The 26,120-nt window shown below is 69.3% G+C and carries 26 protein-coding genes; 18 read left to right on the top strand and 8 right to left on the bottom strand.

Annotation, left to right across the window (positions count from 1 at the left end):
• Positions 1-7 precede the first annotated feature (7 nt).
• The 4 genes from AX669_RS00830 to AX669_RS00815 all read left to right on the top strand — a co-directional run bounded on the left by AX669_RS00830 (position 8) and on the right by AX669_RS00815 (position 5,657).
• The gene (locus tag AX669_RS00830) at positions 8-2,632 is read left to right on the top strand and encodes an ATP-dependent Clp protease ATP-binding subunit (protein WP_038569468.1); all 2,625 of its coding nucleotides are present in this window, start codon (positions 8-10) and stop codon (positions 2,630-2,632) included.
• A 164-nt stretch (positions 2,633-2,796) separates the two neighbouring features.
• Positions 2,797-3,297, top strand: a complete 501-nt coding sequence (locus AX669_RS00825; RefSeq protein ID WP_038569464.1) for an amino-acid N-acetyltransferase — start codon at positions 2,797-2,799, stop codon at positions 3,295-3,297.
• A 157-nt stretch (positions 3,298-3,454) separates the two neighbouring features.
• Entirely contained in the window at positions 3,455-4,909 is a 1,455-nt protein-coding gene (locus tag AX669_RS00820) for a GntP family permease (protein ID WP_006943952.1), read from the top strand.
• Between the two features lie 160 nt (positions 4,910-5,069).
• The gene (locus AX669_RS00815; protein ID WP_006943996.1) at positions 5,070-5,657 is read left to right on the top strand and encodes a gluconokinase; all 588 of its coding nucleotides are present in this window, start codon (positions 5,070-5,072) and stop codon (positions 5,655-5,657) included.
• Between the two features lie 41 nt (positions 5,658-5,698).
• On the opposite strand, the gene AX669_RS00810 is transcribed toward AX669_RS00815, so the two are convergent.
• The 8 genes from AX669_RS00810 to AX669_RS00780 form a co-directional block, all read right to left on the bottom strand.
• Entirely contained in the window at positions 5,699-6,595 is an 897-nt protein-coding gene (locus AX669_RS00810; RefSeq protein WP_006943954.1) for an A/G-specific adenine glycosylase, read from the bottom strand.
• Positions 6,592-7,689, bottom strand: a complete 1,098-nt coding sequence (gene disA, locus AX669_RS00805) for a DNA integrity scanning diadenylate cyclase DisA (protein WP_062255994.1) — start codon at positions 7,687-7,689, stop codon at positions 6,592-6,594. Before disA ends, AX669_RS00810 begins: the two co-directional genes overlap by 4 nt.
• Before the next feature lie 132 nt (positions 7,690-7,821).
• Complete coding sequence (locus AX669_RS00800) at positions 7,822-8,667, bottom strand: CoA ester lyase (RefSeq protein ID WP_006943934.1); 846 nt, start codon at positions 8,665-8,667, stop codon at positions 7,822-7,824.
• Positions 8,668-9,025: 358 nt separating this feature from the next.
• Positions 9,026-10,405 carry a DNA repair protein RadA gene (gene radA, locus AX669_RS00795; protein ID WP_006943940.1) on the bottom strand — a complete coding sequence of 460 codons (1,380 nt, stop codon included), beginning with the start codon at positions 10,403-10,405 and terminating at the stop codon, positions 9,026-9,028.
• Between the two features lie 189 nt (positions 10,406-10,594).
• Positions 10,595-11,587, bottom strand: coding sequence for a phosphotransferase enzyme family protein (locus tag AX669_RS00790; RefSeq protein ID WP_006943978.1), 993 nt, complete (start codon positions 11,585-11,587; stop codon positions 10,595-10,597).
• Between the two features lie 27 nt (positions 11,588-11,614).
• On the bottom strand, positions 11,615-11,683 hold the full coding sequence (locus AX669_RS14125; protein ID WP_235006304.1) for a hypothetical protein: 69 nt from the start codon (positions 11,681-11,683) through the stop codon (positions 11,615-11,617).
• 24 nt (positions 11,684-11,707) lie between these two features.
• The gene (locus AX669_RS14120; RefSeq protein WP_369815047.1) at positions 11,708-11,848 is read right to left on the bottom strand and encodes a hypothetical protein; all 141 of its coding nucleotides are present in this window, start codon (positions 11,846-11,848) and stop codon (positions 11,708-11,710) included.
• Between the two features lie 264 nt (positions 11,849-12,112).
• Positions 12,113-12,964, bottom strand: a complete 852-nt coding sequence (locus AX669_RS00780; protein ID WP_062255992.1) for a hypothetical protein — start codon at positions 12,962-12,964, stop codon at positions 12,113-12,115.
• 88 nt (positions 12,965-13,052) lie between these two features.
• Between AX669_RS00780 and AX669_RS00775 the strand changes: the two genes are divergently transcribed.
• From AX669_RS00775 to hemB, 14 genes are all read left to right on the top strand, one after another.
• Entirely contained in the window at positions 13,053-13,904 is an 852-nt protein-coding gene (locus AX669_RS00775) for a hypothetical protein (protein WP_062255990.1), read from the top strand.
• Positions 13,905-13,922: 18 nt separating this feature from the next.
• Positions 13,923-14,846 (top strand): Ppx/GppA phosphatase family protein, encoded by a 924-nt coding sequence (locus AX669_RS00770; protein WP_006944028.1) that lies wholly within the window; start codon positions 13,923-13,925, stop codon positions 14,844-14,846.
• Positions 14,843-15,649, top strand: a complete 807-nt coding sequence (locus AX669_RS00765; RefSeq protein ID WP_062255988.1) for a sugar phosphate isomerase/epimerase — start codon at positions 14,843-14,845, stop codon at positions 15,647-15,649. Before AX669_RS00770 ends, AX669_RS00765 begins: the two co-directional genes overlap by 4 nt.
• A gap of 93 nt (positions 15,650-15,742) precedes the next feature.
• Positions 15,743-16,687 (top strand): hypothetical protein, encoded by a 945-nt coding sequence (locus AX669_RS00760; RefSeq protein ID WP_156444877.1) that lies wholly within the window; start codon positions 15,743-15,745, stop codon positions 16,685-16,687.
• A gap of 1 nt (position 16,688) precedes the next feature.
• Positions 16,689-17,498, top strand: a complete 810-nt coding sequence (proC, locus tag AX669_RS00755) for a pyrroline-5-carboxylate reductase (RefSeq protein ID WP_038569452.1) — start codon at positions 16,689-16,691, stop codon at positions 17,496-17,498.
• A gap of 265 nt (positions 17,499-17,763) precedes the next feature.
• The gene (locus AX669_RS00750; RefSeq protein ID WP_062255984.1) at positions 17,764-18,321 is read left to right on the top strand and encodes a GNAT family N-acetyltransferase; all 558 of its coding nucleotides are present in this window, start codon (positions 17,764-17,766) and stop codon (positions 18,319-18,321) included.
• Between the two features lie 4 nt (positions 18,322-18,325).
• A complete protein-coding gene (locus AX669_RS00745; RefSeq protein ID WP_062255982.1) occupies positions 18,326-19,522 on the top strand; it encodes an acetoin utilization protein AcuC in 1,197 nt (398 codons plus the stop codon).
• A 236-nt stretch (positions 19,523-19,758) separates the two neighbouring features.
• Positions 19,759-19,857, top strand: coding sequence for a 30S ribosomal protein bS22 (locus AX669_RS12850; RefSeq protein WP_003792170.1), 99 nt, complete (start codon positions 19,759-19,761; stop codon positions 19,855-19,857).
• Between the two features lie 85 nt (positions 19,858-19,942).
• Positions 19,943-20,245 carry a glutaredoxin family protein gene (locus tag AX669_RS00740; RefSeq protein ID WP_006944000.1) on the top strand — a complete coding sequence of 101 codons (303 nt, stop codon included), beginning with the start codon at positions 19,943-19,945 and terminating at the stop codon, positions 20,243-20,245.
• 196 nt (positions 20,246-20,441) lie between these two features.
• The gene (locus tag AX669_RS00735) at positions 20,442-21,116 is read left to right on the top strand and encodes a redox-sensing transcriptional repressor Rex (RefSeq protein ID WP_006943965.1); all 675 of its coding nucleotides are present in this window, start codon (positions 20,442-20,444) and stop codon (positions 21,114-21,116) included.
• Positions 21,113-22,414 carry a glutamyl-tRNA reductase gene (locus AX669_RS00730; protein WP_062255980.1) on the top strand — a complete coding sequence of 434 codons (1,302 nt, stop codon included), beginning with the start codon at positions 21,113-21,115 and terminating at the stop codon, positions 22,412-22,414. Before AX669_RS00735 ends, AX669_RS00730 begins: the two co-directional genes overlap by 4 nt.
• A complete protein-coding gene (gene hemC / locus AX669_RS00725; protein ID WP_062255978.1) occupies positions 22,411-23,394 on the top strand; it encodes a hydroxymethylbilane synthase in 984 nt (327 codons plus the stop codon). The genes AX669_RS00730 and hemC overlap by 4 nt, the downstream gene beginning before the upstream one ends.
• Positions 23,391-25,040, top strand: a complete 1,650-nt coding sequence (locus tag AX669_RS00720; RefSeq protein ID WP_062255976.1) for a bifunctional uroporphyrinogen-III C-methyltransferase/uroporphyrinogen-III synthase — start codon at positions 23,391-23,393, stop codon at positions 25,038-25,040. The genes hemC and AX669_RS00720 overlap by 4 nt, the downstream gene beginning before the upstream one ends.
• Positions 25,040-26,005 (top strand): porphobilinogen synthase, encoded by a 966-nt coding sequence (gene hemB, locus AX669_RS00715; protein ID WP_006943473.1) that lies wholly within the window; start codon positions 25,040-25,042, stop codon positions 26,003-26,005. The genes AX669_RS00720 and hemB overlap by 1 nt, the downstream gene beginning before the upstream one ends.
• Positions 26,006-26,120 lie beyond the last annotated feature (115 nt).

The following is a 26,120-nucleotide window of genomic DNA, read 5'->3' as shown; positions in this document are numbered from 1 at the left end:
AGATGACATGTTCGAACGGTTCACCGACCGCGCCCGTCGGGTCGTGGTGCTCGCGCAAGAAGAAGCGCGCATGCTCAACCACAACTACATCGGCACGGAGCACATCCTCCTGGGCCTCATCCACGAAGGGGAGGGCGTCGCCGCGAAGGCGCTCGAATCCCTGGGTATCTCGCTGGACGCCGTCCGCGAGCAGGTTCAGGAGATCATCGGCCAGGGGCAGCAGACGCAGTCCGGCCACATTCCCTTCACGCCGCGCGCGAAGAAGGTTCTCGAGCTGTCCCTGCGCGAGGGGCTGCAGCTCGGTCACAGCTACATCGGCACCGAGCACATCCTGCTCGGCCTGATCCGCGAGGGTGAGGGCGTCGCCGCGCAGGTGCTCGTCAAGCTCGGCGCAGACCTGTCGACGGTGCGCACCACCGTCATCCAGCTTTTGTCCGGATACCAGGGCAAGGGCGAGCCGCAGGCCGCGGGCGTCGGCGCGTCGTCGTCGGGTGGCCCCGCCGAGGGCACCCCGGCCGGTTCGACGGTGCTCGACCAGTTCGGTCGCAACCTCACGCAGGCTGCCCGTGAGGGCAAGCTCGACCCGGTCATCGGGCGTGAGAAGGAGATCGAGCGCGTCATGCAGGTGCTGTCGCGCCGTACCAAGAACAACCCGGTGCTCATCGGTGAGCCCGGCGTCGGCAAGACCGCCGTCGTCGAGGGTCTTGCCGCTGACATCGTCACAGGTGACGTGCCGGAGACACTCAAGGACAAGCACCTCTACACCCTCGACCTCGGCTCGCTCGTCGCCGGTTCGCGCTACCGCGGTGACTTCGAGGAGCGCCTCAAGAAGGTGCTCAAGGAGATCCGCACGCGTGGCGACATCATCCTGTTCATCGACGAGATCCACAGCCTCGTCGGTGCCGGTGCGGCCGAGGGTGCCATCGACGCTGCCTCGATCCTGAAGCCGATGTTGGCTCGTGGCGAGCTGCAGACGATCGGTGCGACGACGCTCGATGAGTACCGCAAGCACATCGAGAAGGACGCGGCGCTCGAGCGCCGGTTCCAGCCGATCCAGGTCAACGAGCCGACGATCCCGCAGGCCATCGAGATCCTCAAGGGTCTGCGCGACCGCTATGAGGCGCACCACCGCGTCACGATCACGGACGCCGCGCTCGTCGGGGCCGTCAACATGGCCGACCGGTACATCACCGACCGCTTCCTGCCGGACAAGGCGATCGACCTCATCGATGAGGCGGGCGCGCGTCTGCGGATCCGTCGCATGACGGCTCCGCCGGAGCTGCGCGAGTTCGACGAGAAGATCGCTCACGTGCGTCGTGAGAAGGAATCGGCCATCGACAGCCAGGACTTCGAGAAGGCCGCTGCCCTGCGTGACGACGAGCGCAAGCTCGTCGAGGAGAAGGAGGCCAAGGAGAAGGAGTGGAAGGCCGGCGACGTCGATCTCGCCGCCGTCCTCGACGAGGAGCTCGTCGCAGAGGTTCTCGCCGCGTCGACCGGTATCCCCGTGTTCAAGCTGACGGAGGAGGAGTCCTCGCGTCTGCTGCGCATGGAGGACGAGCTGCACAAGCGCGTCATCGGCAACGACGACGCCATCAAGGCGCTGTCGCAGGCCATCCGACGCACGCGTGCGGGCCTCAAGGACCCGCGCCGTCCCGGTGGTTCGTTCATCTTCGCCGGCCCGACGGGTGTCGGCAAGACGGAGCTCGCCAAGTCGCTCGCCGAGTTCCTCTTCGGTGACGAGGACGCGCTCATCACGCTCGACATGTCCGAGTACGCGGAGAAGCACACCGTCTCGCGTCTGTTCGGTTCGCCCCCCGGCTACGTCGGCTACGAAGAGGGTGGCCAGCTGACGGAGAAGGTGCGTCGCAAGCCGTTCTCGGTCGTGCTGTTCGACGAGGTGGAGAAGGCTCACGCCGACATCTTCAACTCGCTGCTGCAGATCCTGGAGGACGGCCGCCTGACCGACAGCCAGGGCCGCGTCGTCGACTTCAAGAACACCGTCATCATCATGACGACGAACCTCGGCACGCGCGACATCGCGAAGGGCGTCTCCCTCGGCTTCGCCGCGGGCAACGACCAGCGCAGCAACTACGACCGGATGAAGGCGAAGGTCGGCGAGGAGCTCAAGCAGCACTTCCGTCCCGAGTTCCTCAACCGTGTCGACGACACGATCGTGTTCCCGCAGCTGTCGCAGGCCGAGATCGTCGAGATCGTCGACCTCATGGTCGCGAAGCTCGACGAGCGCCTCAAGGATCAGGACATGGCGATCGAGCTCACGCAGGGCGCGAAGGATCTGCTCGCAAAGCGCGGGTACGACCCGGCTCTCGGTGCACGTCCGCTGCGTCGCACGATCCAGCGCGAGATCGAGGACCAGCTGTCCGAGAAGATCCTCTTCGGCGAGATCTCGAAGGGCGACCTCGTGCTCGTCGACGTCGAGGGCGAAGGCAAGGAGGCGACGTTCACGTTCTCCGGCACGCCGATCTCGCTGTCGAAGCACACGCGGGCGTCTGACAAGGTCGACACCGACATGAAGGGCGCGACGCCGAGCAGTGACGACCTGTCGGGTCCGATCGACTTCGGTGGCGCCGTCGGCGGTGGTCCCGGTGGCGGCGAAGGCGCTGCCGCGGTCTGATCGACGTTCCGACCGTGTCTGATGCGCGGTGACCTGTGCGGTGCGGCCCGCCTCCCTGGGGGGAGGCGGGCCGCACCGTCGTGTTCTCGTCGGGTGGGCTTGACGGGGTTCGTCAGCTGGGACGCGCGGCTGCGGCCCCGAAGCGAGTGCCTAGGGTGGAGTGCATGAGTTCCGTCGTGCTTCGCCGTGCCCGCGCCGCCGATGTGCGAGGCATCCGACGGCTCGTGACGCCGTACGTGGAGTCGAAGGCGATCGTCGACAAACCGGCCGTCAGCTACTACGAGAACCTGAGCGAGTTCATCGTCGCCGAGCTCGACGACGACATCGTCGGATGCGGTGCGCTGCACGTCATGTGGGAGGACGTCGCGGAGGTGCGAACGCTCGCCGTGTCCGGCGACGTCCGCGGCCACGGCGTCGGAGGGCGCCTGCTCGACGCCCTCATCCACCAGGCGCGTATCATCGGCGTCGACCGCGTGTTCTGCCTGACGTTCGAGACCGCCTTCTTCGCGCGCCACGGGTTCGTCGAGATCGAAGGCATCCCGATCGAGCGAACCGTCTACGACGAACTGCTGCAGTCGTACGACGAAGGTGTCGCCGAATTCCTCGACCTCGACCGCGTCAAGCCCAACACCCTCGGCAACACGCGCATGCTGCTGACGCTCTGACGCTCGGAAGAGCGCGGTTGAGCAAAACGTTTGTTGTCCATTCGTCAGCCGATGCAGAGGTGCATGCATGGGCTCGACGACTACTGTGAGCCGGTTGGCCGTTCTTGGACGAGTGGCCGCGCCTCATTGACCACCCATCAGGGAAGGGCCATCGCACATGGTTCACCTTCTTGCAGCGGACGCGACCGGGCCGATCTCCCACGCGTCGTCCGGGCAACTCACCCTCGCGGCGCTCGCCGGCATCGCCGTCGTCGTCCTCGCGATCAGCGCGTTCAAGCTCCACCCGTTCCTCGGCCTCATCCTCGGCAGCGCGGCGCTCGCCGCCGTCGCCCAGGTGCCAGGCAAGCCCGCCGTCGACAGCTTCACGACCGGTTTCGGCAAGACCGCCGGCTCCGTCGGTCTGCTCGTCGCCCTCGGTGCGATGATCGGTCAGCTGCTCGCCGACTCCGGCGGCGGCAACGCGATCGTCGACAAGCTCGTCGGCGGCGTCAAGGCCGCCGCACTGCCGTGGATGATGGCGCTCGTCGCCGCGATCATCGGCCTGCCGATGTTCTTCGAGATCGGCGTCGTCCTGCTCATCCCGATCGTCCTGTCGGTCGCGCGCCGCACGAAGCAGCCGGTGCTGCTCATCGGCATCCCGGCCCTCGCCGGCCTGTCGGTGCTCCACGGTTTCGTGCCGCCGCACCCCGGCCCCGCCGCCGCGATCGAGGCCGTCCACGCCAACACCGGCCGCACCCTGCTGTTCGGCATCATCGCCGCCATCCCGACGCTCATCGTCGCCGGCCCGCTGCTCGGGCGCCTCGTCGCGCGTCTCGTGCCCGTCGATGCTCCTGCGGCGCTCGCTGCCGACGGCTCGGTCCGCGACGCGGGTTCGGGCGCGCATGGCGGTGGCGAGCACGACGGCGCCACCGCCGTCGACGCGAAGAACGACACGACGCCCACGCGTCGCCCGTCGTTCGGTGCAGCGATCACGTGCATCCTGCTGCCCGTCGTCCTCATGCTCATCTCGGCCATCGCCGAGATCGCCGGCATGAAGAAGGGCACGGCGCTGTCCGTCATCGAGTTCCTCGGCAACCCGCCGGTCGCGCTGTTCATCTCGACCATGGTCGCGATGATCCTGCTCGGCGAGGGCGCCGGCCTGTCGATCGCGAAGACGAACGGCATCATGAGCGCGGGCCTGCCCGCCGTCGCCGGCATCATCCTCATCGTCGCCGCCGGTGGTGGCTTCAAGACGCTCCTCGTCGACGCGGGCGTCGGCAACGTCATCAAGGACTGGGCCGACGGCAGCAACTTCTCGCCGCTGCTGCTCGCGTGGCTCGTCGCCGTCGGCATCCGTCTCGCGACGGGTTCGGCGACGGTCGCGACGATCACCGCGGCCGGCATCGTCGCGCCGATGGTGGCGCACCTCGACTCCAACCAGCTGGCCCTCGTCGTGCTTGCCATCGGCGCGGGTTCGCTGTTCTTCAGCCACGTCAACGACGCCGGGTTCTGGCTCGTCAAGGAGTACTTCGGTCTCAGCGTCGTGCAGACGCTCAAGTCGTGGTCGCTCATGGAGACGGTGATCTCCGTCGTCGGTTTCGCCTGCGTCTGGATCCTGCACCTCATCGTCTGAGACGCAGGGCGCTCGCACTCACCGAACCCCCTTACGCGCAGATGCACCCGGGTGCATCTGCGCGCAAGGGGGTTCGTCGTCCAGGGGGACCGATGTCCGCGAACGGGCCGGTGGCCAGAGCCAGTTCTCGGGTGAAGAATCGAACGTTAGGGTGAAAAGCATGAGCACACAACCGCAGTCCCAGTTCGTCATCGTCATGGGCGTCTCGGGCTCGGGAAAGACGACCGTCGCGACGGGTCTCGCCGACGCCATGGGGTGGACGTACGTCGAGGGCGACGACCTGCACCCGCAGGCCAACGTCGAGAAGATGCGCGCCGGCATCCCGCTGACGGACGAGGACCGCTGGCCGTGGCTGACGAAGATCGGCGAGTGGATCGACGAGCACGAGAGCCTCGGCAAGAGCGCCGTCATCACGTGCAGTGCGCTCAAGCGCAGCTACCGTGAGCTGCTCCGCGAGGGGCGCCCGACGGTGTCGTTCTGCCACGTCGACGTCTCGCGCGAGCAGCTCGAACAGCGTCTCGCCGAGCGCAAGGGCCACTACATGCCGGCGTCCCTGCTGCAGAGCCAGCTCGACACGCTCGAGCCGCTGCAGGCTGACGAGCCGGGCATCGTCGTCGAGGCGAAGGGTGGGCAGGAAGCGGTTCTCGCCGAGGTGATGGAATCGCTCCACCTCCACGCGCCGGCCAACTCCGAGGCTGCGTACGTGAAGCCGACGGAGGCCGGGCCGCACGCCGATCACGCGAGCTGACGCTTCACTGACCGACCGACATCGTCGTCTGAGGGGGTGGCTCAGCGGTGGCCGGGCAGCGCGAACAGCTCGTCGTCGATGGGGTCGACGAGACCGTCCGTGATGAGCGATGAGAGGCAGCGCTCACGCTGGGCGTCGTCGTCCCAGGCCTCGTCGAGGCGGGCGCGTTCGACGGGGCCGTGCGCCTCGCGCAGCACCGCGAGCAGCTTGCCGCGCACCATCCGATCGGTGCCGGCCCAGGCCTGCCCGCGCCGGGCGGGGCCGTCGTAGACGGGCGCGCCCGCGAGCTGCCAGGCGCAGGCGTCGATGATCGGGCAGGTACCGCAGGCGGGGGCCTTCGCGGTGCACACGACCGCTCCGAACTCCATCGACGCGGCGTTCCACAGCACGTGATCGTCCTGCGGCAGCAGCAGCGCGGCGAGTCGGCGTTCTGCGGCGCTCAGGTTGGGTCGGGGAAACTCGACGCCGGTCACCGTACGCGCCTCGACGCGTCGGATGTTCGTGTCGATGACGGTGACGCGCTCACCGAACGCGAACGACGCGACAGCCGCTGCCGTGTACTCGCCGACGCCGGGCAGCGCGAGCAGCTCGTCGTGCGTCGACGGCACCTCGCCGCCGTGCCGTTCGACCATCGTGACGGCGGCGTCGTGCAGCCGCAGGGCACGACGCGGGTAGCCGAGGCGGCCCCAGTGACGGACGGCCTCACCTGGCGCGGCGGCCGCCAGGTCCGACGGGGTGGGCCAGCGCTCGAGCCATTCCTGCCAGATCGGAGCCACGCGCGCGACGGGCGTCTGCTGGCTCATGACCTCGGACAGGAAGATGCCCCACGGCGTCGTGTCGGGGGAGCGCCATGGCAGCGGGCGCGCGGCATCGAGGAACCAGGCGTTGAGACGTGCGACGAGGTCGTCGCGACGCTCCTCGGGCAGCGGCGTGCTCACACGTAGCGTTCGAGGATGCTGCTCTCCGCCAGGCGCGAGAGACCCTCGCGGACCGCACGGGCACGCGATTCGCCGACGCCGTCGACGGTGAGCAGGTCGTCGAAGTCGGCGGCGAGCAGGGATTGCAGGCTGCCGAAGTGGTCGACGAGGCGATCGATGATGGCGGCGGGCAGGCGCGGCACCTTCGACAGCAGGCGGTAGCCGCGCGGAGTGACGAGGGCGTCGAGCGCGTCACCCGCGACGGGGAAGCCGACCGCGCGCGCGTTGGCGCTGACGTCGATGAGGTCGTCGTTGCTCAGCGAGGCGAGGTTCGCGTCGGCCTGTTCGAGCGGGTAGCCGTCGCGTGCGGATTCCAGGTAGTCACGGATGACGAGTTCACGGTCGTTGCCGAGGGCGCCGATGAGTTCCTGCAGCTGCAGGTCGATGAGGCGTCCGTCGGTGCCGAGTTCGACGACGTAGGAGGAGATCTCCTCGCTGATGCGCCGCACCATCTCGAGGCGCTGCAGCACCTGGGCGACGTCACGCACCGTCACCAAGTCTTCGATCTCGAGAGCGGAGAGGGAGCCAGTGACCTCGTCGAGGCGCTTCTTGTACCGCTCGAGCGTCTGCAGCGCCTGCCCGGCGCGCGACAGGATCGCGGGCGAGCCCTCGAGCACGTGACGCATGCCGCCGACGTACACGGCGATGATCTGCATCGACTGGCTGACGGAGATGACGGGGAAACCGGTCTGCTTCGCGACACGTTCGGCCGTGCGGTGACGGGTGCCGGACTCGCGCGTCTCGATGCTCGAATCGGGGGCGAACTGGATCGCCGCACCGATGATCTTCTCCAGGTCGGAGCTGACGACGATGCCGCCGTCCATCTTCGCGAGTTCGCGCAGGCGCGTCGCGGAGAAGTCGATGTTGATCGGGAAGCCGCCCGTCGAGATCTTGTCGACGACGTCGTCGTGCCCGACGACGATGAGCGCTCCGGTGCGCCCGCGCAGGATGCGTTCGAGCGCGTCACGCAGTTCGGTGCCGGGAGCGATGGCGGCGAGGGTCTCCCAGAGCAGGGCCTCGTTGGATCGCTCAGTCACACTTGCCTCTTTTGCCATGACCCACCTGCTCGTCTCGTTCCTCACCCACCGTGAACTCTACTGACTGCGGGTGCGGGCGAGCACGCGCCGACACCACATCGTGACGTGGCGGCCCGCACCCACCCGCTCAGGTGTCGCGATGTCTGCTGATCAGACCGTCCAGAGCCCGTAGGACTCACCGAGATTGCGGATCTTCTGCGCTCGTGCCAGGCGCGGCGCGTAGCTGCCGTCGCGCGTACCGCCGCCGTGCTCGTGCGAGTCGAGCAGTTCGGCGGCCCACTCGATCTCGGAGTGGCTGGGGGACAGGCCACGGTTGATCGGGTCGGTCTGGTCGATGCGCAGCGTCAGCTTGCCCGTCATGCCCATGTTCTGGGTGACCTTGCACGCCTCGAGCAGCTCGTCCTCGGAGTCGGTGAGGGTCGGGCCGTCGATCGGGCCGGGCAGCTGGCCGACGCGGGAGGCGACGACGAGCTTGGAGCGTGCGTACGCGAGCGCCATCGGGTCGGCGCCCGCGCCGGTGTCGCGGCGGAAGTCGCCGACACCGAACGCGAGGCGGAAGGTGCCCGGGGCGGACGCGATCGACGTTGCGTTCTCGATGCCGATGGCCGACTCGACGAGCGCGAGGACCGGGGTTCCCGGGTTGAGGCGCATCGCCGTCAGCGTGACGTGCTCGGGCTTCTCCGTCTTCGCGAGCATGACGCCGCGCAGGCCGGGGATGCCGTGGAGGGCGTTGAGGTCGTCCTCCCAGAACTCGGTGTTGATGTCGTTGATGCGCACCCAACCGGTCGCGCCGTCCTCGAGGGCCTTGACGACGTTGTCGCGCGCCGTGGACTTGTCGGCCGCAGGCGCGGCATCCTCGATGTCGAAGATGACGGAATCGGCCTCGGAGGCGAGGGCCGCGTCGAAGAGTTCGGGCTTCATGGCGCTGGCGAGCAGCCAGCTACGGGACAGCTGCGCGGGCAGAGCGGCAGCGCGGGCGTTACGTCCGGAAAACACGTCTGGTTCATCCTCAGGTCGTCGTCGTACTCGGCGCAGCCATGCGGCGCGCTCGATGCCTCTGGCACCTTAGTGCCGGGTTTGGGTTACTTCGCAGTACCGATCGCGGCCTGTGATGGTGGCCACACGTGGTGAGGGGTTGTCTTCCAGGTTAGGGAAACCGTGGCCGGGGTGGGTGGATGGATCACGTCGTGGTCGGTGGGGGTGCTGATGGTCGCCTGGGGTGTCTCGGGCGCGGTGGCGGGGCGGCTGCGTCACGTGGGTGAGGATGAGTCAGTCGTGACTGAATCGTCGGGACGTAAACGACTCAACTGGCAGGTGGGAATCCGGGCCCTCGGGGCATCGCTGACCGGGCCGCTCAATCACCTGATGCCGTTCCGACGGCACGCATCGCCGAGCCGAGGTCGGCGCACTCGGCGATTCGCATGCCCGCGGGGGCTTTCTCGGTGCCGAGCGACCCGGCAGGAATGATCGCCTTGTCGAACCCGATGCGCGCGGCCTCGGCGAGACGTCGCGCCACACCGCTGACGGCGCGGATGTCTCCCGAAAGTCCCACCTCGCCGACGGCGATGAGCCCCGCCGGCAGCGGTTTCTCCTGTGCCGAACTGAGCAGGGACAACGCGACGGCGAGGTCGGACGCCGGTTCGCTCAGCTTCGCGCCCCCGACCGTCGAGACGTAGCAGTCGGCACGGCTGACGGGGGCACCCGCGCGGCGTTCGAGGACGGCGAGGATCATCGCGGTCCTCGAGGAGTCGACCCCTGACGTCGTGCGGCGCGGCGAACCACCTGCCGACGGCGCGACGAGCGCCTGTACCTCCGTCACGAGTGGTCGGCGACCCTCGAGCGTCACCGTGACGCACGTACCCGCGACGGGCTTGTCGCGCGAGGTGAGGAACAGTGAGCTCGGGTCCGACAGACCCTGGATGCCGCCGTCGGACAGGTCGAAGCAACCGACCTCGTCGGTCGGCCCGTAGCGGTTCTTGACCGCGCGTACGAGCCGCAGACGCGAGTGACGTTCGCCCTCGAAGGTGATGACGACGTCGACGAGGTGCTCCAACAGACGGGGGCCGGCGATCGAACCGTCCTTCGTCACGTGCCCGACGAGCACCGTCGAGATGTTGCGGGCTTTCGCCACCTGGATGATGGCGGCCGCGACCTCGCGCACCTGCGAGACGTTGCCGGCCGAACCGTCGACCTCGGCGCTCGCGATCGTCTGCACGGAGTCGATGACGAGGAACGTCGGTTGGACCGCATCGATGTGCGCGAGCACGGTGGCGAGGTCGGTCTCGCTCGCGAGGTAGAGCGTGTCGGCGACGGCGTCCGTGCGGTCGGCGCGCAGACGCACCTGCGCCGCGGATTCCTCGCCGCTGACGTAGAGCACCTTCGTGTCAGCGCGTGCCGCGCGCGCGGCGACGTCGAGCAGCAGCGTCGACTTGCCGATGCCCGGCTCTCCCGCGACGAGCATGACGGCGCCCGGTACGAGGCCACCACCGAGGACGCGGTCGAACTCGCCGACCCCCGTCGTCGTGATGGAGGCTTTCGTCGCGTCGACCTCGCGGATCGGCTTCGCCGGGTTGGCGACCTTCGACGCCGCCTGCGTGCGCACGGCGACGGGCCCGCCGACCTCCTCGACGGTGCCCCACGCCTGACACTCACCACATCGCCCGACCCACTTGACCGTCTGCCACCCACACTCGGTGCAGCGGTACGTCGTTCGCTTCGAAGCCTTGCTCGCCATGGTCGAAACCCTAGACGTGAGCGCCGACAACCCCGGGATAGCGGGTAATCGTGCGCTCAGCCGCCCTCGGGAGCGTCCTTCGCCCCCTCAGCCACGGCCGTCGCGATGTTGTGTCATCAACGCGTGAAAACGGCGCGCGCTCATGACGCAAGATCGGCGAAAATCGAGGGATGACGGCACCCGGCCAGGTCAGCACTCGGTGTCGCGGGTCAGGCGGCGCGCCATCTCGTCGGTAGCCGCACCCCACCCTGTCGGATCGTCGCCGGCCGGAACCATGAGCAGCGACCACCACAGCGTCAGAAGGGGCCACCATCTCGACTCGTCCTCCGACAGTGCTCTGACGTCCTCATAGCCATCCTTGAAGGCTCGATGCACAGCGGGAGAGACCGGTTCCCAGCCGTGAAAGAGCGTGCCGAGCATGACGGCGGATCGCGCGAGTTCACCGACGGGGGAGTCGAAGCGCAACTCTTCGAAGTCGAGCACGGCCGTGATCTCACCGTCCCGCGTCAGGATGTTTGCCGACCGGTAGTCGCCGTGGACGAGATGTGCGGGCGGCTGGGCATCCGACACGTTCGCCAGCATGCGCACGAGAAGTCTCACCGCGTCAGCCGGCAGATGCTGCAGATCACCTGCAGCCCAGGCCTCGATGGATTCCTTCGACGAGAGGGCGGGCGTTCGTGGCCGCGGGAAATCAGCGGCGTCGTGGTAAGCGGCAAGGTCGGCGTGGAGTCGAGCCAGTGTGGCGCCTGCCTCACGGACGAGCTGCAGATCCCCGACGTCGAGGTGCTGGCCGGGCGCGACCCGCTGCACGCTGAGTGAGATGCCGTCGAGCTCGAGCTGAGTGCGGCCGTCCAGTGCGGCGACAGGTGCGGAGACAGGGTGCCCGCGATCGCCGAGCCATGTCGTCAGCCGCGCCGTGGCGGCCAGCCGCGCGAAGCGATCCGGCACCACGGACCACTTTGCGATGAACGGTTCGCCATCGCACGTGACCCACGCGAGAGCGTTGCCGTCACTGAGGATGATGCGGTCGCAGGCGTCAGGTGCCAGCGAGTACCGAGAAGAAAGCGCGCCCGCGACCCAGTTTGCCGCGGCACCTGCGGAGTCGAAGCCGAACCGTTCCGCGAGAACGACAGGCGGGTCGGCATCTTCCCAGAGCATCTCCACGGCCGGTTCAAGAGTCACCCCGGCAGTGCACCATGCCGCAGCTCGTCACGACGCCAGTTTGCTCACGACGTACTGGTTGAGGCTGACATTCTGTTGGGCCGGCTCCCGCGCCAGTCGACGGTGAAGCTCCTGCGGCAGTCAGACGTTGAACTTTCCCGAGTACGTCCGCCGCGAAAAAGGCAGCGGCGGTTCTTCACCCGACGCGCGCATGTCGGTCAGGACGTCGTCCACCAAGGTGGCGATGCCGGTGAGCGCGGCGTCTGGGAGTCGGCCGGCCATGAGAGCGAGGGGAACTCGGCGCAGGTGGCGACGAACTCGCCATCAACCGATGACCAGACCACGCGGTAGCCGTACTCGGCGGCAGAGGGGGCGGTCGCGTTCACGGCACAGTGCTCCTCTGGGGCTTGACGGCGGCGTCGAGGGCTCGCTTCGCCCGTCGCCACATCCCAATGTTTCCACGGTCACGGTACTGAACGCCAAGGGGTGTGAGCCGGCCATGCCTGCCGCCCCACCGAGCACCACATCCTCATGCACGACAGTGCGTCAGCGGCCCTGGGCCTCCAGCGTCGCGGGATGCACGTACAACGGCAGCAGGTCGCGTCCGGCAGGGGTGACGGCCAGCGCGGCAGCCGCTGCGAGGTGCGCCTCGCAGTACGTGACGAGCACGTCGTAGGCGTCCTGGCCCATGAGCTCGACCAATTCGGGTCGCTGCGAGACGTAGACCGGCTCGGCTCCCACGTGCGCCTCGGAGTTGCCCGAGCAGTACCAGTCGAGGTCGTGCCCGCCCGAACCCCATCCGCGACGGTCGTACTCGGCGATCGTCGTCTCGAGATACTCCTCACCGTCGGGCAGCGTCACGCGACGATACGAACGTCGGATCGGCAACTGCCAGCACACCTCGGGCTTGAGCGACCACGGCTCGACGCCCGTCGCCCACGCCTTCTGATGCAGCGCGCAACCCAGGCCGGGGCCGGCCGTCCTCACGTCGTCCGAACCCTCCACCGACGAGGTGACGTCACCGAATCCCGGCCGGTTCAAGAAGATGCAGGCACCCTCGACGACGCGCGTCTTGCGGTCGCCGTCCTCGTCGACCTCGACCCAGCCGTCAGCCGAGTGGCCCTCGTCGTAGAACTGCCATTCGTCGCGCGTCAACGTCTTCATGACCGACGCGGTGTGCGCCTCGTCCTCGTCGCCGGTGAAGTGCGCGCCGAGCACGCAGCATCCCAGGTCGGGCTTCGACGCATCGATGCCGCAGCATCCGTCGCCGAACGTGCACGTCCAGTTCGACGTCAACCACGTGAGGTCGCAGCGGAAGCGCTCGACGGCGTCCGCCTCGCTCGCCGGGTCGTCGAACTCGACCCAGGTGCGCGGTATCTCGAGATCGCATTCAGCCACGCCCGCGATGATAGGTGCTCGCCGTCCGGCGCGGGTATCGTCGAGGTTCCGCCGCAGACACCCGCGACGCCGACAGGGGAGGCCACGCATGACCTCGCGCACGAGCCTCGCTGCCGGCACCCTCGCACTCTCCCTGCTGACCGGGTGCAGCGCCCTCACGACGCGCAACACCTCTAGCGCCACCTCGAGTTCGACGACGAGCCCCGCCACCACGCCCGCGGCCCGGATGGCGCAGAGCGGCATCGCCGAGAAGGCCGGGGCTACGCCGCGCACGCAGTCGAAGGGTGGCGCGATGATCGTCGCCGGTGCGCACGCCGTCATCCCCTCCGGCATCGTGACGGCGAGTGAGCGCGCCGTCTCCGCCGTGCGCGGCCTCGACCGTCACGCCTCTGCGAACCCGTTGCTCGTCGTCGTGCCGCGCGACGACGCCGACTTCAAGAAGTACACGGGCACCGAGCCGGGCAGCCAGCTCGCGAGCACGGTGACGCGCGGCGGCACGTTGCCGTTCGTCGTCGTCGCGCCGTGGACGGTGCGTCACGCGAACGACGTGACGGCCCGCGAGACGCTCGCACACGAGGCGTTCCACGCCCTCACGCTCGAGAAGCTGCGCGAGACGCGGCCGCTGTGGCTGCTCGAGGGGTGGGCCGAGTACGTCGGCCAGAAGCTCGTCCCGCAGGCGCCGCACAAGCGCACCGACATCCGTCCGCATCTGCCGAGCGACGAGGAACTGCGCGGCGCGAACGCCGCCGACGCGTACTACGTGGCGTTCACGTTCGCGCGTTTCCTGCGCGACACGTACGGCAACGGCGCCGTCATGGCGTTCTACACCGACGCCGTCACGACGACGACCGACATCGAGACCCTCGCGCAGCGGCACTTCCACAAGGGCCTCACCCAGCTGGAGACCGACTACGACGCCTGGTACCCCACGTTCCGCTGAGCCGGATACCCTGCGACCATGCGCCTCGGAGTCATCGACGTCGGTTCCAACACCGTGCACCTGCTCGTCGTCGATGCGCACCCCGGCGCCCAGCCGTTGCCCGCGATGTCGCACAAGCGCGTGCTGCGCCTGTCCGAACACGTCACCGCCGACGGCTTCATCGACGCATCCGGTATCGCCGATCTGACGCAGTTCGTCGGCGAATGCGTGACGATCGCCGAAGACACCGGCATCAGCGAACTCATGTCGTTCGTGACGTCCGCGGTGCGCGAGGCGCCCAACGGTCAGGCCGTCCTCGATCATGTGCGTGAGCACACCGGCCAGGAGCTGCGCGTGCTGACGGGCGAGGAGGAGGCGCGCGTGACGTTCCTCGCCGCGCGCCGCTGGTTCGGCTGGTCGAGCGGGCGCCTGTTCGGCATCGACATCGGCGGCGGCTCGCTCGAACTCGCGACGGGTATCGACGAGACGCCCGACACCGCCGTCAGCCTGCCGCTGGGGGCCGGGCGCCTCACGCGTGAGCTGGCGGGCGATCCGCCGTCCGCGGAAGATCTGCGTGCCCTGCGCACGCGCGTGCGCGCCGAGATCGCCGGCGTCGCACGGGATCTGACGCGCTGGGGCACACCTGATCGCACCGTCGGCACGAGCAAGACGATCCGTTCCCTCGCGCGCCTGACGGGGGCCGCGCCGTCGAGTGACGGCCCGTTCGCGCCGCGCTCGCTCGCCCGCGCAGGCCTCAGCGACCTCGTCCCGCGCCTCGCGGCGATGACGGCGACCGAACGCGCGCAGCTGCCCGGCGTCAGCGTCGAACGCAGCGCGCAGGTGCTCGCCGGTGCCGTCGTCATCGAGGCGACGATGGATCTGTTCGACGTCGACTCCCTCGACGTGTGCCCCTGGGCGTTGCGCGAGGGGCTCATCCTGCGCCGATTGGACGCGCTGGCGTGAGCATCCGCGTCGGTCTGTCCACCGCGTCGTGCTACCCGTTGAGCACGGCGGCGGCCTTCCGCATCGCAGCCGAACTCGGCTACGACGGCGTCGAGGTCATGGTCTGGACCGAACCGGCGAGCCAGGACGCGCGGGCCCTGCGCGAGCTGTCCGAACGTCACGGCGTGCCGATCCTGGCGATCCACGCCCCGACGCTGTTGCTCACGCAACGCGTCATGGGCAACGAGCCGTGGGGCAAGATCGACCGTTCCGTCGAACTCGCGCGCGACGTGGGAGCCGGCACGGTCGTCCTGCACCCGCCGTTCCGGTGGCAGAAGGAGTACGCGACGGGGTTCGTCGACGGCGTCGCGCAACGCGAGGCCCGCCACCCGGAGATCAAGCTTGCCGTCGAGAACATGTTCCCGTGGCGCGCTCGCGGACGCGAGGTGCAGGCGTACCTGCCCCATTGGGATCTGCGGCGCAACCACTACGCGCACACGACGCTCGACCTGTCGCACACGGCGACGTCCGGCAGCGACGCCATCGCCGTTGCCGAAGAACTCGGCGATCGCCTCAGCCACATCCACCTCGCCGACGGGCTCGGCTCCTACAAGGACGAGCACCTCGTTCCGGGGCGCGGCACGCAGCCGTGCGCGCAGATGCTCGAGATGCTCGCGCGTGACCAGTTCGGCGGCGACGTCGTCGTCGAGGTCGGCACGCGACGCCTGTCCGACGAAGACCGGCTCGTCGACCTCGCCGAGGCGCTCGCGTTCGCGCGGCTGCACCTCGCGATCGGGGCCGGACGCATCAGTTCGCCGTTCTGACGAACCCGCCCCGTGCGGAGCCGCGAGACGGTGTGCTGACGCACGGTGGGCCACGTAGGCTGGGTCGAAACGTCGACGAAGGAGGTGGCGCCGATGCCGAAGTACTCGTTCGGTCCGCGTCTGCCCGCAGCCACGTCGAAGGTCGTCTCGGCGGCGTCGCGTGGGCCGATCGCGCGCGCCGCGGCGAAGTCGCTCGTCGCCGGTGAGAGCATCGACGACGCCATCCGCGTCACCGACGAACTCACGAGCGCAGCAGCCGGCACTACCGCTGAAAGCCCCGACGAACATCCCCGTATCTCGTGGCGCCCGCTGCTCGTGCCGCCGGCGAGCACGGACGACTTGCTCACCGTCCAGGCCGACACGATCGGCGCAGTGAGCGCGCTCGCCGCGAGCGGCGCGCCGTCACCGGATCTGACGATCGACGTCGGCACGTTCGGCGTCTTCGCCGATGACGTCTCGGGCGGCGTCCTCATCAACAGTCTGCGCGAGGTCGGGCAGGCCGCGCGCAACGCGGGGGTGACGCTGACGCTCACCGTCACCGACCCCCTCTACATCCAGGCCGTCTACGTGCTCGGCGACGAACTGCGCCAGGATTTTCCGGAGACCGGCATCGTGCTGCCCACCCGCCTGCGCGGCGCGTCCGACGACCTGAGCGACCTCGCCACGAACGGGCGTCGCGTGCGTCTGACGACGGAACGCCTCGACGCCGCGCTCGGCATGACATCGGCGCGCGAGAGCGGCAACGCGTTCGTCGACATCACGAAGGCGCTGCTCGACGCGCAGGCCGTCACGGCTTTCGACACCGACGACGCGCTGCTGCTCGACATCGCCGCTTCCCTCGTGCGCCGCCACGACGCGCAGGGCGCCGAGGTCGTCACCCCGCTCGGCATCACGGCCCCGACCCACCACGATGACGCCTTCGCGCGCCGCGTCGTCGTCCCGTACGGCCCGATGTGGTCGACATACGTCGCGAGCGCGCTCGCGGGGCGGCCGTCTTTGGCACTGACGCTGCCCAACCCCGTTCGACGCAGGAGATGACATGACGAAGTCCGCCCGCCGCATCGCGTTCATCGGCACCGGCAACATGAACGAGGCCGTCATGGCCGGCGCTCTCGCAGGCGGTTTCGACGCGGATGACGTCGTCGCCACGTCGCGTCGCGTCGAGCGTGGCACGCAGTTGCGCGAGAAGTACGGCGTCGCGACGATGACGTCGAACCCCGACGCCGTCGCGAGCGCCGAGACGGTCGTGCTCGGCGTGAAGCCGTACCAGCTCGACGACGTGCTCGAGGAGATCGGCCCGCATCTCGCGGACGGCGCCGTCGTCGTCAGCCTCGCCGTGGGGCGATCGACCATCTCGCTCGAGGAGCACCTGCCCGACGGCGCTGCGGTCGTCCGCGTCATGCCGAACACTCCCGCGATGGTCGGGGCGGGCATGCACGCGGTGACGCCCGGCGCACACTGCGACGACGACCAACTGGCGCGCGCGAAGACGCTCCTCGCCGCGTCGGGCGATGTCATCACGGTCGCCGAGAAGGACCACGACGCCGTGACGGCGGTCTCCGGCAGCGGCCCGGCGTACCTGTTCTACCTCGCCGACGCGATGATCGAGGCGGGCGTCCTGCTCGGCCTGCAGCGCGATGTCGCGCACCGGCTCGCCGTTCAGACGATCGTCGGCGCGGGCACGATGCTCGCGGAGTCGGGGGAGTCGCCCGTCCAGCTGCGCGAGAAGGTCTCGAGCCCCGGCGGGACCACGATCACGGCGCTCGCCGAACTCGACCAGCGGGCCGTGCGCGCGGCGATGGTGGCGGCGATGAAGGCCTGCCACGACAAGTCTGCGTCGATGGGTTGAGCTCGTAGGGCTCGATCGGCGGGAAGAACCAGCAGGGAAGAATCAACACGGCTGAATCAGTGGGGCGTGTCCTTCGTGCGACGCTTCGGCGCTTCCTCGACTCGCTTCCGTCCGCCCCTCGATCGCTCGTTCACCCGATGTTCACCCATCCGAGAACGTTGACGGGCAAGCAGATTGCGCGCCTCATCGCGGCCGCTGCTCCCGGCATTCGGCGCACGGCACCCCCAGCGCCCATCGGCTCAGCCAAACGTGGTTCGATATGTGTATGACTGCGTTGACTGTACGAACCCTTGGCGAAGACGACTGGCAGATCTACCGCGACGTTCGCCTGAGCGCTCTCGAGGAGTCGCCCGAGGCCTTCGCGGCGTCGTCGTCCGCCGAGAAGCAGCTCGACGAGAGCGCGTGGCGTCGACGCATGGCGCGTGCGCGCCGCATCCTCGCGACCGACGAGAACGGCGACAAGGTCGGCGTCGTCTCGCTGCGCAGCGATGTGCGTGACGACGAGGAGTCGCCGTACGGCGAGCTGTTCGGCCTGTGGGTCACACCCGACGCGCGTGGCACGGGCGTCGCCGTCGCGCTGCTCGAAGCTGTTCTCGAGCAGGCGCGCAAGGAGAGCCTGGGCGCCGTCATCTACTGGGTCGGCACCGACAACGCGCGTGGTGTGGCGTTCGCGTCGAGCCGCGGTTTCCTGCCGACCGAGCACCGTCGTCCGATGAACCCGAACTCGTCCGACACCGAGTCCGAGGAAGAGGCTGCGTTCGTCTACCCGGTCGGTGCCGACGAGACCTCCATCCCGAGCGACGTCCTCGACGCGCGTCACTGACGTCATGCCCCACCCGACCCTCGTCATCTGGGACGCCGCGCTGACGCGGTACGACTTCGGTGAGGGTCACCCGATGAACCCTCTGCGGCTCGCGCTGACTGCGCGCCTCGCGGAGGGTCTCGGCGTTCTGGGGCATGTCGACGTCGAGGCGCCACGCCTGCCAGACGGAAGCGACGAGTTCCTCCTCAGCGTCCACTCGCGCGCGTACGTCGACGCTGTCATGGCCGCATCGGCGAACCCGGCGGACGCCGATACGTCGTTCGGTCTGGGCACGGAGGACGACCCGGCGTTCGTCGGCATGCACGACGTCTCCGCGCTCATCGCGGCCGGTACGCTGCGCGCCGTCCAGGCCGTGCACACCGGTGAGTACGAGCACGCAGTCAACTTCACCGGCGGCCTGCACCACGCGATGCCCGTCGCGGCGAGCGGTTTCTGCATCTACAACGACGCGGCGATCGGCATCCAGTGGTTGCTCGATCAGGGCGTCGAGCGCGTCGCGTACGTCGACATCGACGTCCACCACGGCGACGGTGTCGAGAAGACGTTCTGGAACGACCCGCGCGTGCTGACGATCTCGATCCACGAGTCGGGCACCGTGCTGTTCCCCGGCACCGGCTTCGCCCGCGACTGCGGCGGGCCCGAGGCCGAGGGCATGGCCGTCAACGTGTCGCTGCCGCCCGGCACGGGCGACGCCGAGTGGCTGCGCGCGCTGCACTCCGTCGTCCACCCTGTCGTGACGGCCTTCGCGCCGCAGGTGCTCGTCACCCAGCACGGTTGCGACTCGCACTACTCCGACCCGCTCGCGCACATGGTGTTGACGGTCGACGCGCAGAAGATGGCGCATCAGTCGCTGCACGAGCTCGCGCACGACGTGTGCGACGGGCGCTGGGTCGCGCTCGGCGGCGGCGGGTACGAGCTCGTCGACGTCGTTCCGCGCTCGTGGACGCACCTGACGGCCATCGCCGCCGATCACCCGATCCCGCTCGAGACGCCGACGCCGGACGAGTGGCGCCGCCACGTCGAGGCCATCACGGGGCGCACGGCGCCGACGAAGATGGGTGACGGTGTCGCCGAGAACGACGACGTGTGGTTCCAGTCGTGGGCCTCCGGCATGCATCCCGAGTCGCAGGTCGACCAGGCCGTCATGGCGACACGCGAAGCCGTCTTCCCGCATCATGGCCTCGACGTCTGGTTCGACTGACGTCCACCTTGCCCGGCAGTGACGACCCGTGGGCGATGGGCGCGAGCGCCACGACGGGACGTCGAAGCACTCGCCGGTGAACGGCGCGTCACCCCCACGAGTCGCGCAGCAAAACAGCAGACGATAGGATGGCTCAGATATTCCCGTGGCCGACCCACCTCGCGGTGGGGCAGGAACGCACCGGCGAATGTCGGCACGGGCATCGCCAAGGACAACAGGTAAGGAACGGTTCACTCATGGGCTCCGTCATCAAGAAGCGCCGCAAGCGCATGGCCAAGAAGAAGCACCGCAAGCTGCTTCGCAAGACGCGTCACCAGCGTCGCAACAAGAAGTGACCTGATCACTTTTGACGCTCCAGGTCCCTGCCGCCCCGCGGCAGGGGCCTGTTGCATGCTCGGGGCATGCTCCTAGGCTGATGCGATGAACGTCTCCCCGCTGCGACGCGCTCTCGGGCGCACCCCCGATGATGCTGTGAGAAGAATCACCCTCATCACCAAGCCCGGCTGCCACCTGTGCGACGACGCGCGCGCCGTCGTCGAGAAGGTCGCCGCCGAGACGGGCGCCGAGGTGGAGGAGATCAACATGCTCGAGCAGCCCGATCTCGTCGCGAAGTATGCTGAGCAGATCCCCGTCACGCTGGTCGACGGCAAGCAGCACGACTACTGGCGCGTCGACGAGGATCGGCTGCGCCGAGCAGTCACGGGCGGGCGTCGGCGGAGGTAGGGACCAAGGTCCCGTCGTGTCGAAATGGCCCTCATTCCGCGTCATCACGCGGACGTGAACGACGTCACGCCACTTTGTGCCTCGGTGCACAAGGTCTAAGCTCGGGGGGTCCCGCGAACGCCTGTGCGGGCGTTTGGTATACGCGCCCCGCACCGCGAAGTGAGCGCGTGAGCCCCGAGGAAAGGCCGTAGCTGCCGTGAGCACCGAGCACGTAGAGCGCCGGGAGATTCCCGACGCCACCGTGAATCGGCTACCGGTGTATCTACGCGTGCTCAACGAGCGCGCCGCGGTGGGGCAGGAGCGAATCTCCTCCGAGGCGCTCGCCGAGCAGGCCGGGGTCTCCTCCGCCAAGCTGCGCAAGGATCTGTCGGCCCTCGGCTCGTACGGCGTGCGCGGTGTCGGCTACGACATCGTCACCCTCGCCGACCACGTCGCCGGCGCTCTTGGCCTCGAGCGCGAGTGGTCCGTCGCCATCGTCGGCATGGGCAACCTCGGGCGTGCGCTCGCGACGTACGGCGGCATCGGCGTCAAGGGCTTCGACATCAAGTGGCTCATCGACGACGACCCGCGCGTCGTCGGCACGGACGTCGGCGGCCGCGTCATCGTCCCGTTCGAGGCGCTGCGACCCGAGCCGGGGGAGGGCGTCATCGGCATCATCGCGACGCCCGCCACCGCGGCGCAGCAGGTCGCCGACCGCCTCGTCGTCGCCGGTGTGCGCAGCATCCTCAACTTCGCCCCCACCGTCCTGACCGTGCCCGCCGACGTGCAGGTGCGCGGCGTCGACATGGCGGGCGAACTCCAGATCCTCGCGTTCCGTGAGCAGCACTCACGCCTCGCCCGCTCTCGCACCACGAAGGAGCTCCTGGCATGAGCGTCATCGTCCTCGGCCTGTCCCACCGCTCGGCGCCACTCGCCGTGCTGGAGCGCGCCTCTCTCGACCCCGCAGGTCAGCAGGCGCTGCTCGAGCGGCTGCTCGCGGGGGAGAACGTCGACGAGCCGATCGTGCTGTCGACGTGCAACCGCGTCGAGGTGTACGCCGATGCGACGACGTTCCACGGCGCCGTCACCGAGATCGGTGAGGCGCTCGCTGCCGCGACGGGTGTCGGCCTCGGCGAGCTGCGTGAACACCTCTATGTCCACTTCGACGAACGCGCCGTCGCGCACCTGTTCAACGTCGCCGCCGGCCTCGACTCACTCGCGGTGGGGGAGAGCCAGATCCTCGCCCAGCTGCGCGAGAGCCTGCGCGAGGGGCAGCGCTCCGGGCGCATCGGCCCCGTCATGTCGCGCCTCGTGCAGCAGGCGCTGCGCGTCGGCAAGCGCGTGCACTCCGAGACGGGCATCGACACCGTCAGCCGCTCCCTCGTCGAGCGCGCCCTCGACCTGTCGGGCAACATGCTCGGCGACCTGTCGGGTGTGCGCGCCGTCGTCGTCGGGGCGGGCGCCATGAGCTCCCTCGCCACCCACACGCTTATCCGGCACGGCCTCGGCGAGGTGACGGTCGTCAACCGCACGTTCGACGCCGCCCGCCGCCTCGCCGACGCCGCCGGCTGCGCCGCGCGCCCCATCGACGAACTGCCCGACGCCCTCGCCGCCGCCGACCTCGTCGTGTCGTGCACCGGCGCTGTCGGCCACGTCATCGACGCGACGCTCGCGGCTCGCGCGAATCCTGAAGGGCGCCCCCAGGTCTACGTCGACCTCGCGCTGCCGCGCGACGTCGCCGACGAGGTCTCCTGCGTGCGCGGCGTCGCCGTGCTCGGCCTCGGCGACCTCGGCCCGCAGGTCGAGGGCGAGCCCGGCGCGGAGGCGGAGATCAAGGCCGTCCAGGACCTCGTGACGAGCGAGGTCGCCGCCTACGTCGTCGCGCGCCGCGCCGAGCGCGTCGCCCCGACCGTCGCGGCGCTGCGCGCCAACGCCGCCGACATCGTCGCCGCCGAGTTGAGCCGCCTCGACAGCCGCGTCGACCTCGACGAGACGACTCGCGCGCAGGTGCAGCTGACGGTGCACCGCGTCGTCGAGAAACTCCTGCACACGCCCACGGTGCGGGTGAAAGAACTTGCCAGCCAGGGTGGTGCTGTCGGTGAGAGTGATTACGCCGCAGTGCTCTCCGCCCTCTTCGACCTCGATCCCGCGCAGACGCGCGTCGTCACGGTTCCCCCGGAGATGCCATGAACAGCCAAGCAGCCGACGCCGCGCCGATCCGCCTGGGCACCCGACGCAGCCACCTCGCGATGACACAGTCGACGTGGGTGGCCGAACAGTTGCGCGCGCACGGCCACGCCGTCGAGATCGTCGAGATCACGACCGAGGGCGACGTCAACCGCGCCTCGCTGGCGCAGATGGGCGGCACGGGCGTGTTCGCCGCCGCCATCCGCCGCGCACTGCTCGAGGATGAGGTCGACATGGCGGTGCACTCGCTCAAGGACCTGCCCGTCGCGCCCGAACCGGGCCTCGTGATCGCCGGCATCCCCGTGCGCGAGGACCCGCGCGACGCCCTCGTCGCCCGTGACGGTCTGACGCTCGGCGAACTGCCCGCAGGCGCCGTCGTCGGCACTGGTTCGCCGCGACGTGCCGCGCAGCTGCAGGCGCTCGGGCTCGGCTTCGAGATCCGCGACATCCGCGGCAACATCGACACGCGCATGGGCTACGTGACGAGCGGAGAACTCGACGGCGTCATCCTGGCGCGCGCCGGGCTGACGCGCGTCGAACGCACCGGCGCCATCAGCGAGACGATCGACCCGCTGCAGATGCTGCCCGCCCCCGGCCAGGGCGCGCTCGGGCTCGAATGCCGCGAGGGTGACGCACGCGTCATCGCCGCGCTCGCGGAGCTCGACGACGCCGACACGCGCGCCGCCGTCACCGCCGAGCGCGCCGTGCTCGGCGCCCTCGAAGCCGGCTGCGCGGCACCCGTCGGCGCGCTCGCGGAGATCGTCGAAGAGCCCGACGGCTCGCTCGAGATCTCACTGCGCGCCTTCGTCGGTGCGCCCGACGGTTCGTTCGAGCTGCGCCGCAGCGACGTCGGCTCCTACGACAACCCGGCCGCCGTCGGGGAGGCGCTCGCCCGCACGCTGCTCGACGACGGCGCGGGCGCCGTCATCCCGCCGCGCGAGGCACCGAATCCCACGACGAGCACGAAGGAGGCAGGCGCATGAGCACCGACCAGCACCACGCGAGGGTGGCCTTCGTCGGCGCGGGCCCGGGCGACCCGGGCCTGTTGACGATGCGCGCCGCGCGCCTCATCGAGAACGCGGACGCGGTGATCTTCGACCAGATCTGCGGTGAGCGCTTCGTCGCGCCGTTCGTGCGCGACGAGGTCGAACTCGTCGACGCCGGCTACGGCGACGCGGGCGCGCAGCTCACCACCGCGAGCCGCGCGAAGCTCGTCGTCAAGACTGCGAAATCCGTTGCAGCGCAGCATGATGACGCCGACAGCTCGGCTCGAGGTGGCGAGCAGCCGCTCGTCGTGCGCCTCATGGACGGCGACCCGTCGACGTTCCACGGCCTCGCCGAAGAAGCGCTCGCGTGCTCCAAGGCGGGCATCGACTTCGAGATCGTCCCGGGCGTCTCGGCCGTCTCCGCGGTGCCCGCGTACGCGGGCGTGCCGCTGACGGACGCGAAGGCGCGCACCGTCCACGTCGTCACCGCAGGCGACCCGAAGATCGACTGGGCGCGTTCGATCGACGCGTGCATCACCGTCGTCGTGCTCGGCCAGGCCGACGCGCTCAAGACGTCGCTGTGCGAACTGCGTGAGGCCGGCCGACGGGGCAACACGCCCGTCGCGCTGACGGAGAACGGCACGACGATCACGCAGTCGACGGTGACGACGACGCTGGACGAGGTGCCCGCCGTGCTCAAGCGATCCTCGTTCGACGGGCCCGTCATGGCGATCGTCGGCTCGACGGTCGCGCACCGCGACCTGCTGTCGTGGTGGGAGAACAAGCCGCTGTTCGGTTGGAACGTGCTCGTACCGCGCACGAAGGAGCAGTCGGGTTCGATGATCGAGCGTCTCGCGACGCACGGCGCAACGAGCACCGTCGTGCCGACGATCAGCGTCGAACCGCCGCGCACGCCGCAGCAGATGGAGAAGGCCGTCAAGGGCCTCGTCACGGGGCGCTACGAGTGGGTCGGATTCACGTCCGTCAACGCCGTGCGCGCCGTGCGCGAGAAGTTCGCGGAGTTCGGGCTCGACGTGCGCGCGTTCGCGGGCGTCAAGATCGCGGCCGTCGGCGGGGTGACGGCGAACGCGCTGCGCGAGTGGGGCCTCGAGGCCGACCTGACGCCGTCGGGTGAGCAGTCGGCACAGGGTCTGCTCGAGGTGTGGGCCGACTACGACGAGGATCTCGACCCGATCAACCGCGTCTTCCTGCCGCGCGCCGACATCGCGACGGACACACTCGTCGCGGGCCTCGAGGAGATGGGCTGGGAGGTCGACGACGTCACCGCGTACCGCACGGTGCGCGCGGCCCCGCCCGCGCCGGAGGTGCGTGAGGCGATCAAGTCGGGCAAGTTCGACGCCGTGTGCTTCACGTCGAGTTCGACGGTACGCAACCTCGTCGGCATCGCTGGCAAGCCGCACACGTCGACCGTCGTCGCGTGCATCGGCCCGGCGACGGCGAAGACCGCCGAGGAGCACGGGCTGCGCGTCGACGTCGTCGCGCCCGAGGCGTCGGCGGCGTCCCTCGTCGACGCTCTCGCCGGCTACGGCCGGTCGCTGGCCCACGAGGCCGCGGAGTCTGGGGAGAAGGTACGCCGCCCGAGCGATCGACGCGGGGCGGCCCGACGAAAGGTGAAGGCCTGATGGGTAGCTACGATCTGACGCACCGTCCGCGGCGGCTGCGCACGTCGCCGGTGATGCGCGACATGGTCGCCGAGACGGTCGTCTCGCCGTCCGACCTCATCCTGCCGGTGTTCGTGCGCGAGAACGCTTCGGAGAACACGCCGATCGCGTCGATGCCGGGCGTCGTGCAGCACACGCTCGACTCGCTCGTCGCGGAGGCGAAGCGCGCGCGTGACGCCGGCATCGCAGGCGTCATGCTGTTCGGCGTGCCGGAGTCGAAGGACGCCGTGGGTTCGGGTGCGCTCGATCCTGACGGCATCCTCAACGTCGGGCTGCGTGCCGTGCGTGACGCCGTGGGTGACGACCTGCTCGTCATGGGTGATCTGTGCCTCGACGAGTTCACCGACCATGGTCACTGCGGGGTTCTCGACGACGCGGGTCGGGTCGACAACGACGCGACGCTCGACGTGTACGCGCAGATGGCGGTGGCGCAGGCGCAGGCCGGTGCGCATGTGCTCGCGCCGAGCGGCATGATGGACGGCCAGATCGGTGTCATCCGTGCGGCGCTCGATCTGTCGGGGCACGACGACGTCGCCGTCATGGCGTACTCGGCGAAGTACGCGTCGGCGGCGTACGGCCCGTTCCGTGAGGCCGTGCAGAGTTCGTTGCAGGGTGATCGCGCGACGTATCAGCAGGATCCGCGCAACCGCACCGAGTCGTTGCGTGAGGCGATGCTCGACGAGGAGCAGGGTGCCGACATCCTCATGGTGAAGCCCGCGCTGCCGTACCTGGACGTGCTGTCGGACGTCGCGGCTGCCGCGACGGTGCCGGTCGCGGCGTATCAGGTGTCGGGTGAGATGGCGATGATCGAGGCGGCTGCAGCGAACGGTTGGATCGATCGTGAGCGCATGATCCGCGAGTCGTTGACGTGCATCAAGCGTGCCGGCGCGTCGATCATCTTGACGTACTACGCGCTGACGATCTAGCTCGTTGGGGCCTGAGCTTGCGAAGGTTCCAACGAGCGTTGAGGAAGCGCGTCAAAAAAAATCGTGCGCTGGCGATCTGGCTCGTTGGGGCCTGAGGTTGCGAAGGTTTTAACGA

This window comes from Dermacoccus sp. CCH2-D9 (assembly GCF_001556795.1).
Classification (GTDB): domain Bacteria; phylum Actinomycetota; class Actinomycetes; order Actinomycetales; family Dermatophilaceae; genus Dermacoccus; species Dermacoccus nishinomiyaensis.
The sequence above is the reverse complement of the archived record's forward strand: the minus strand, read 5'-3'. Positions and strand labels throughout refer to the sequence as shown.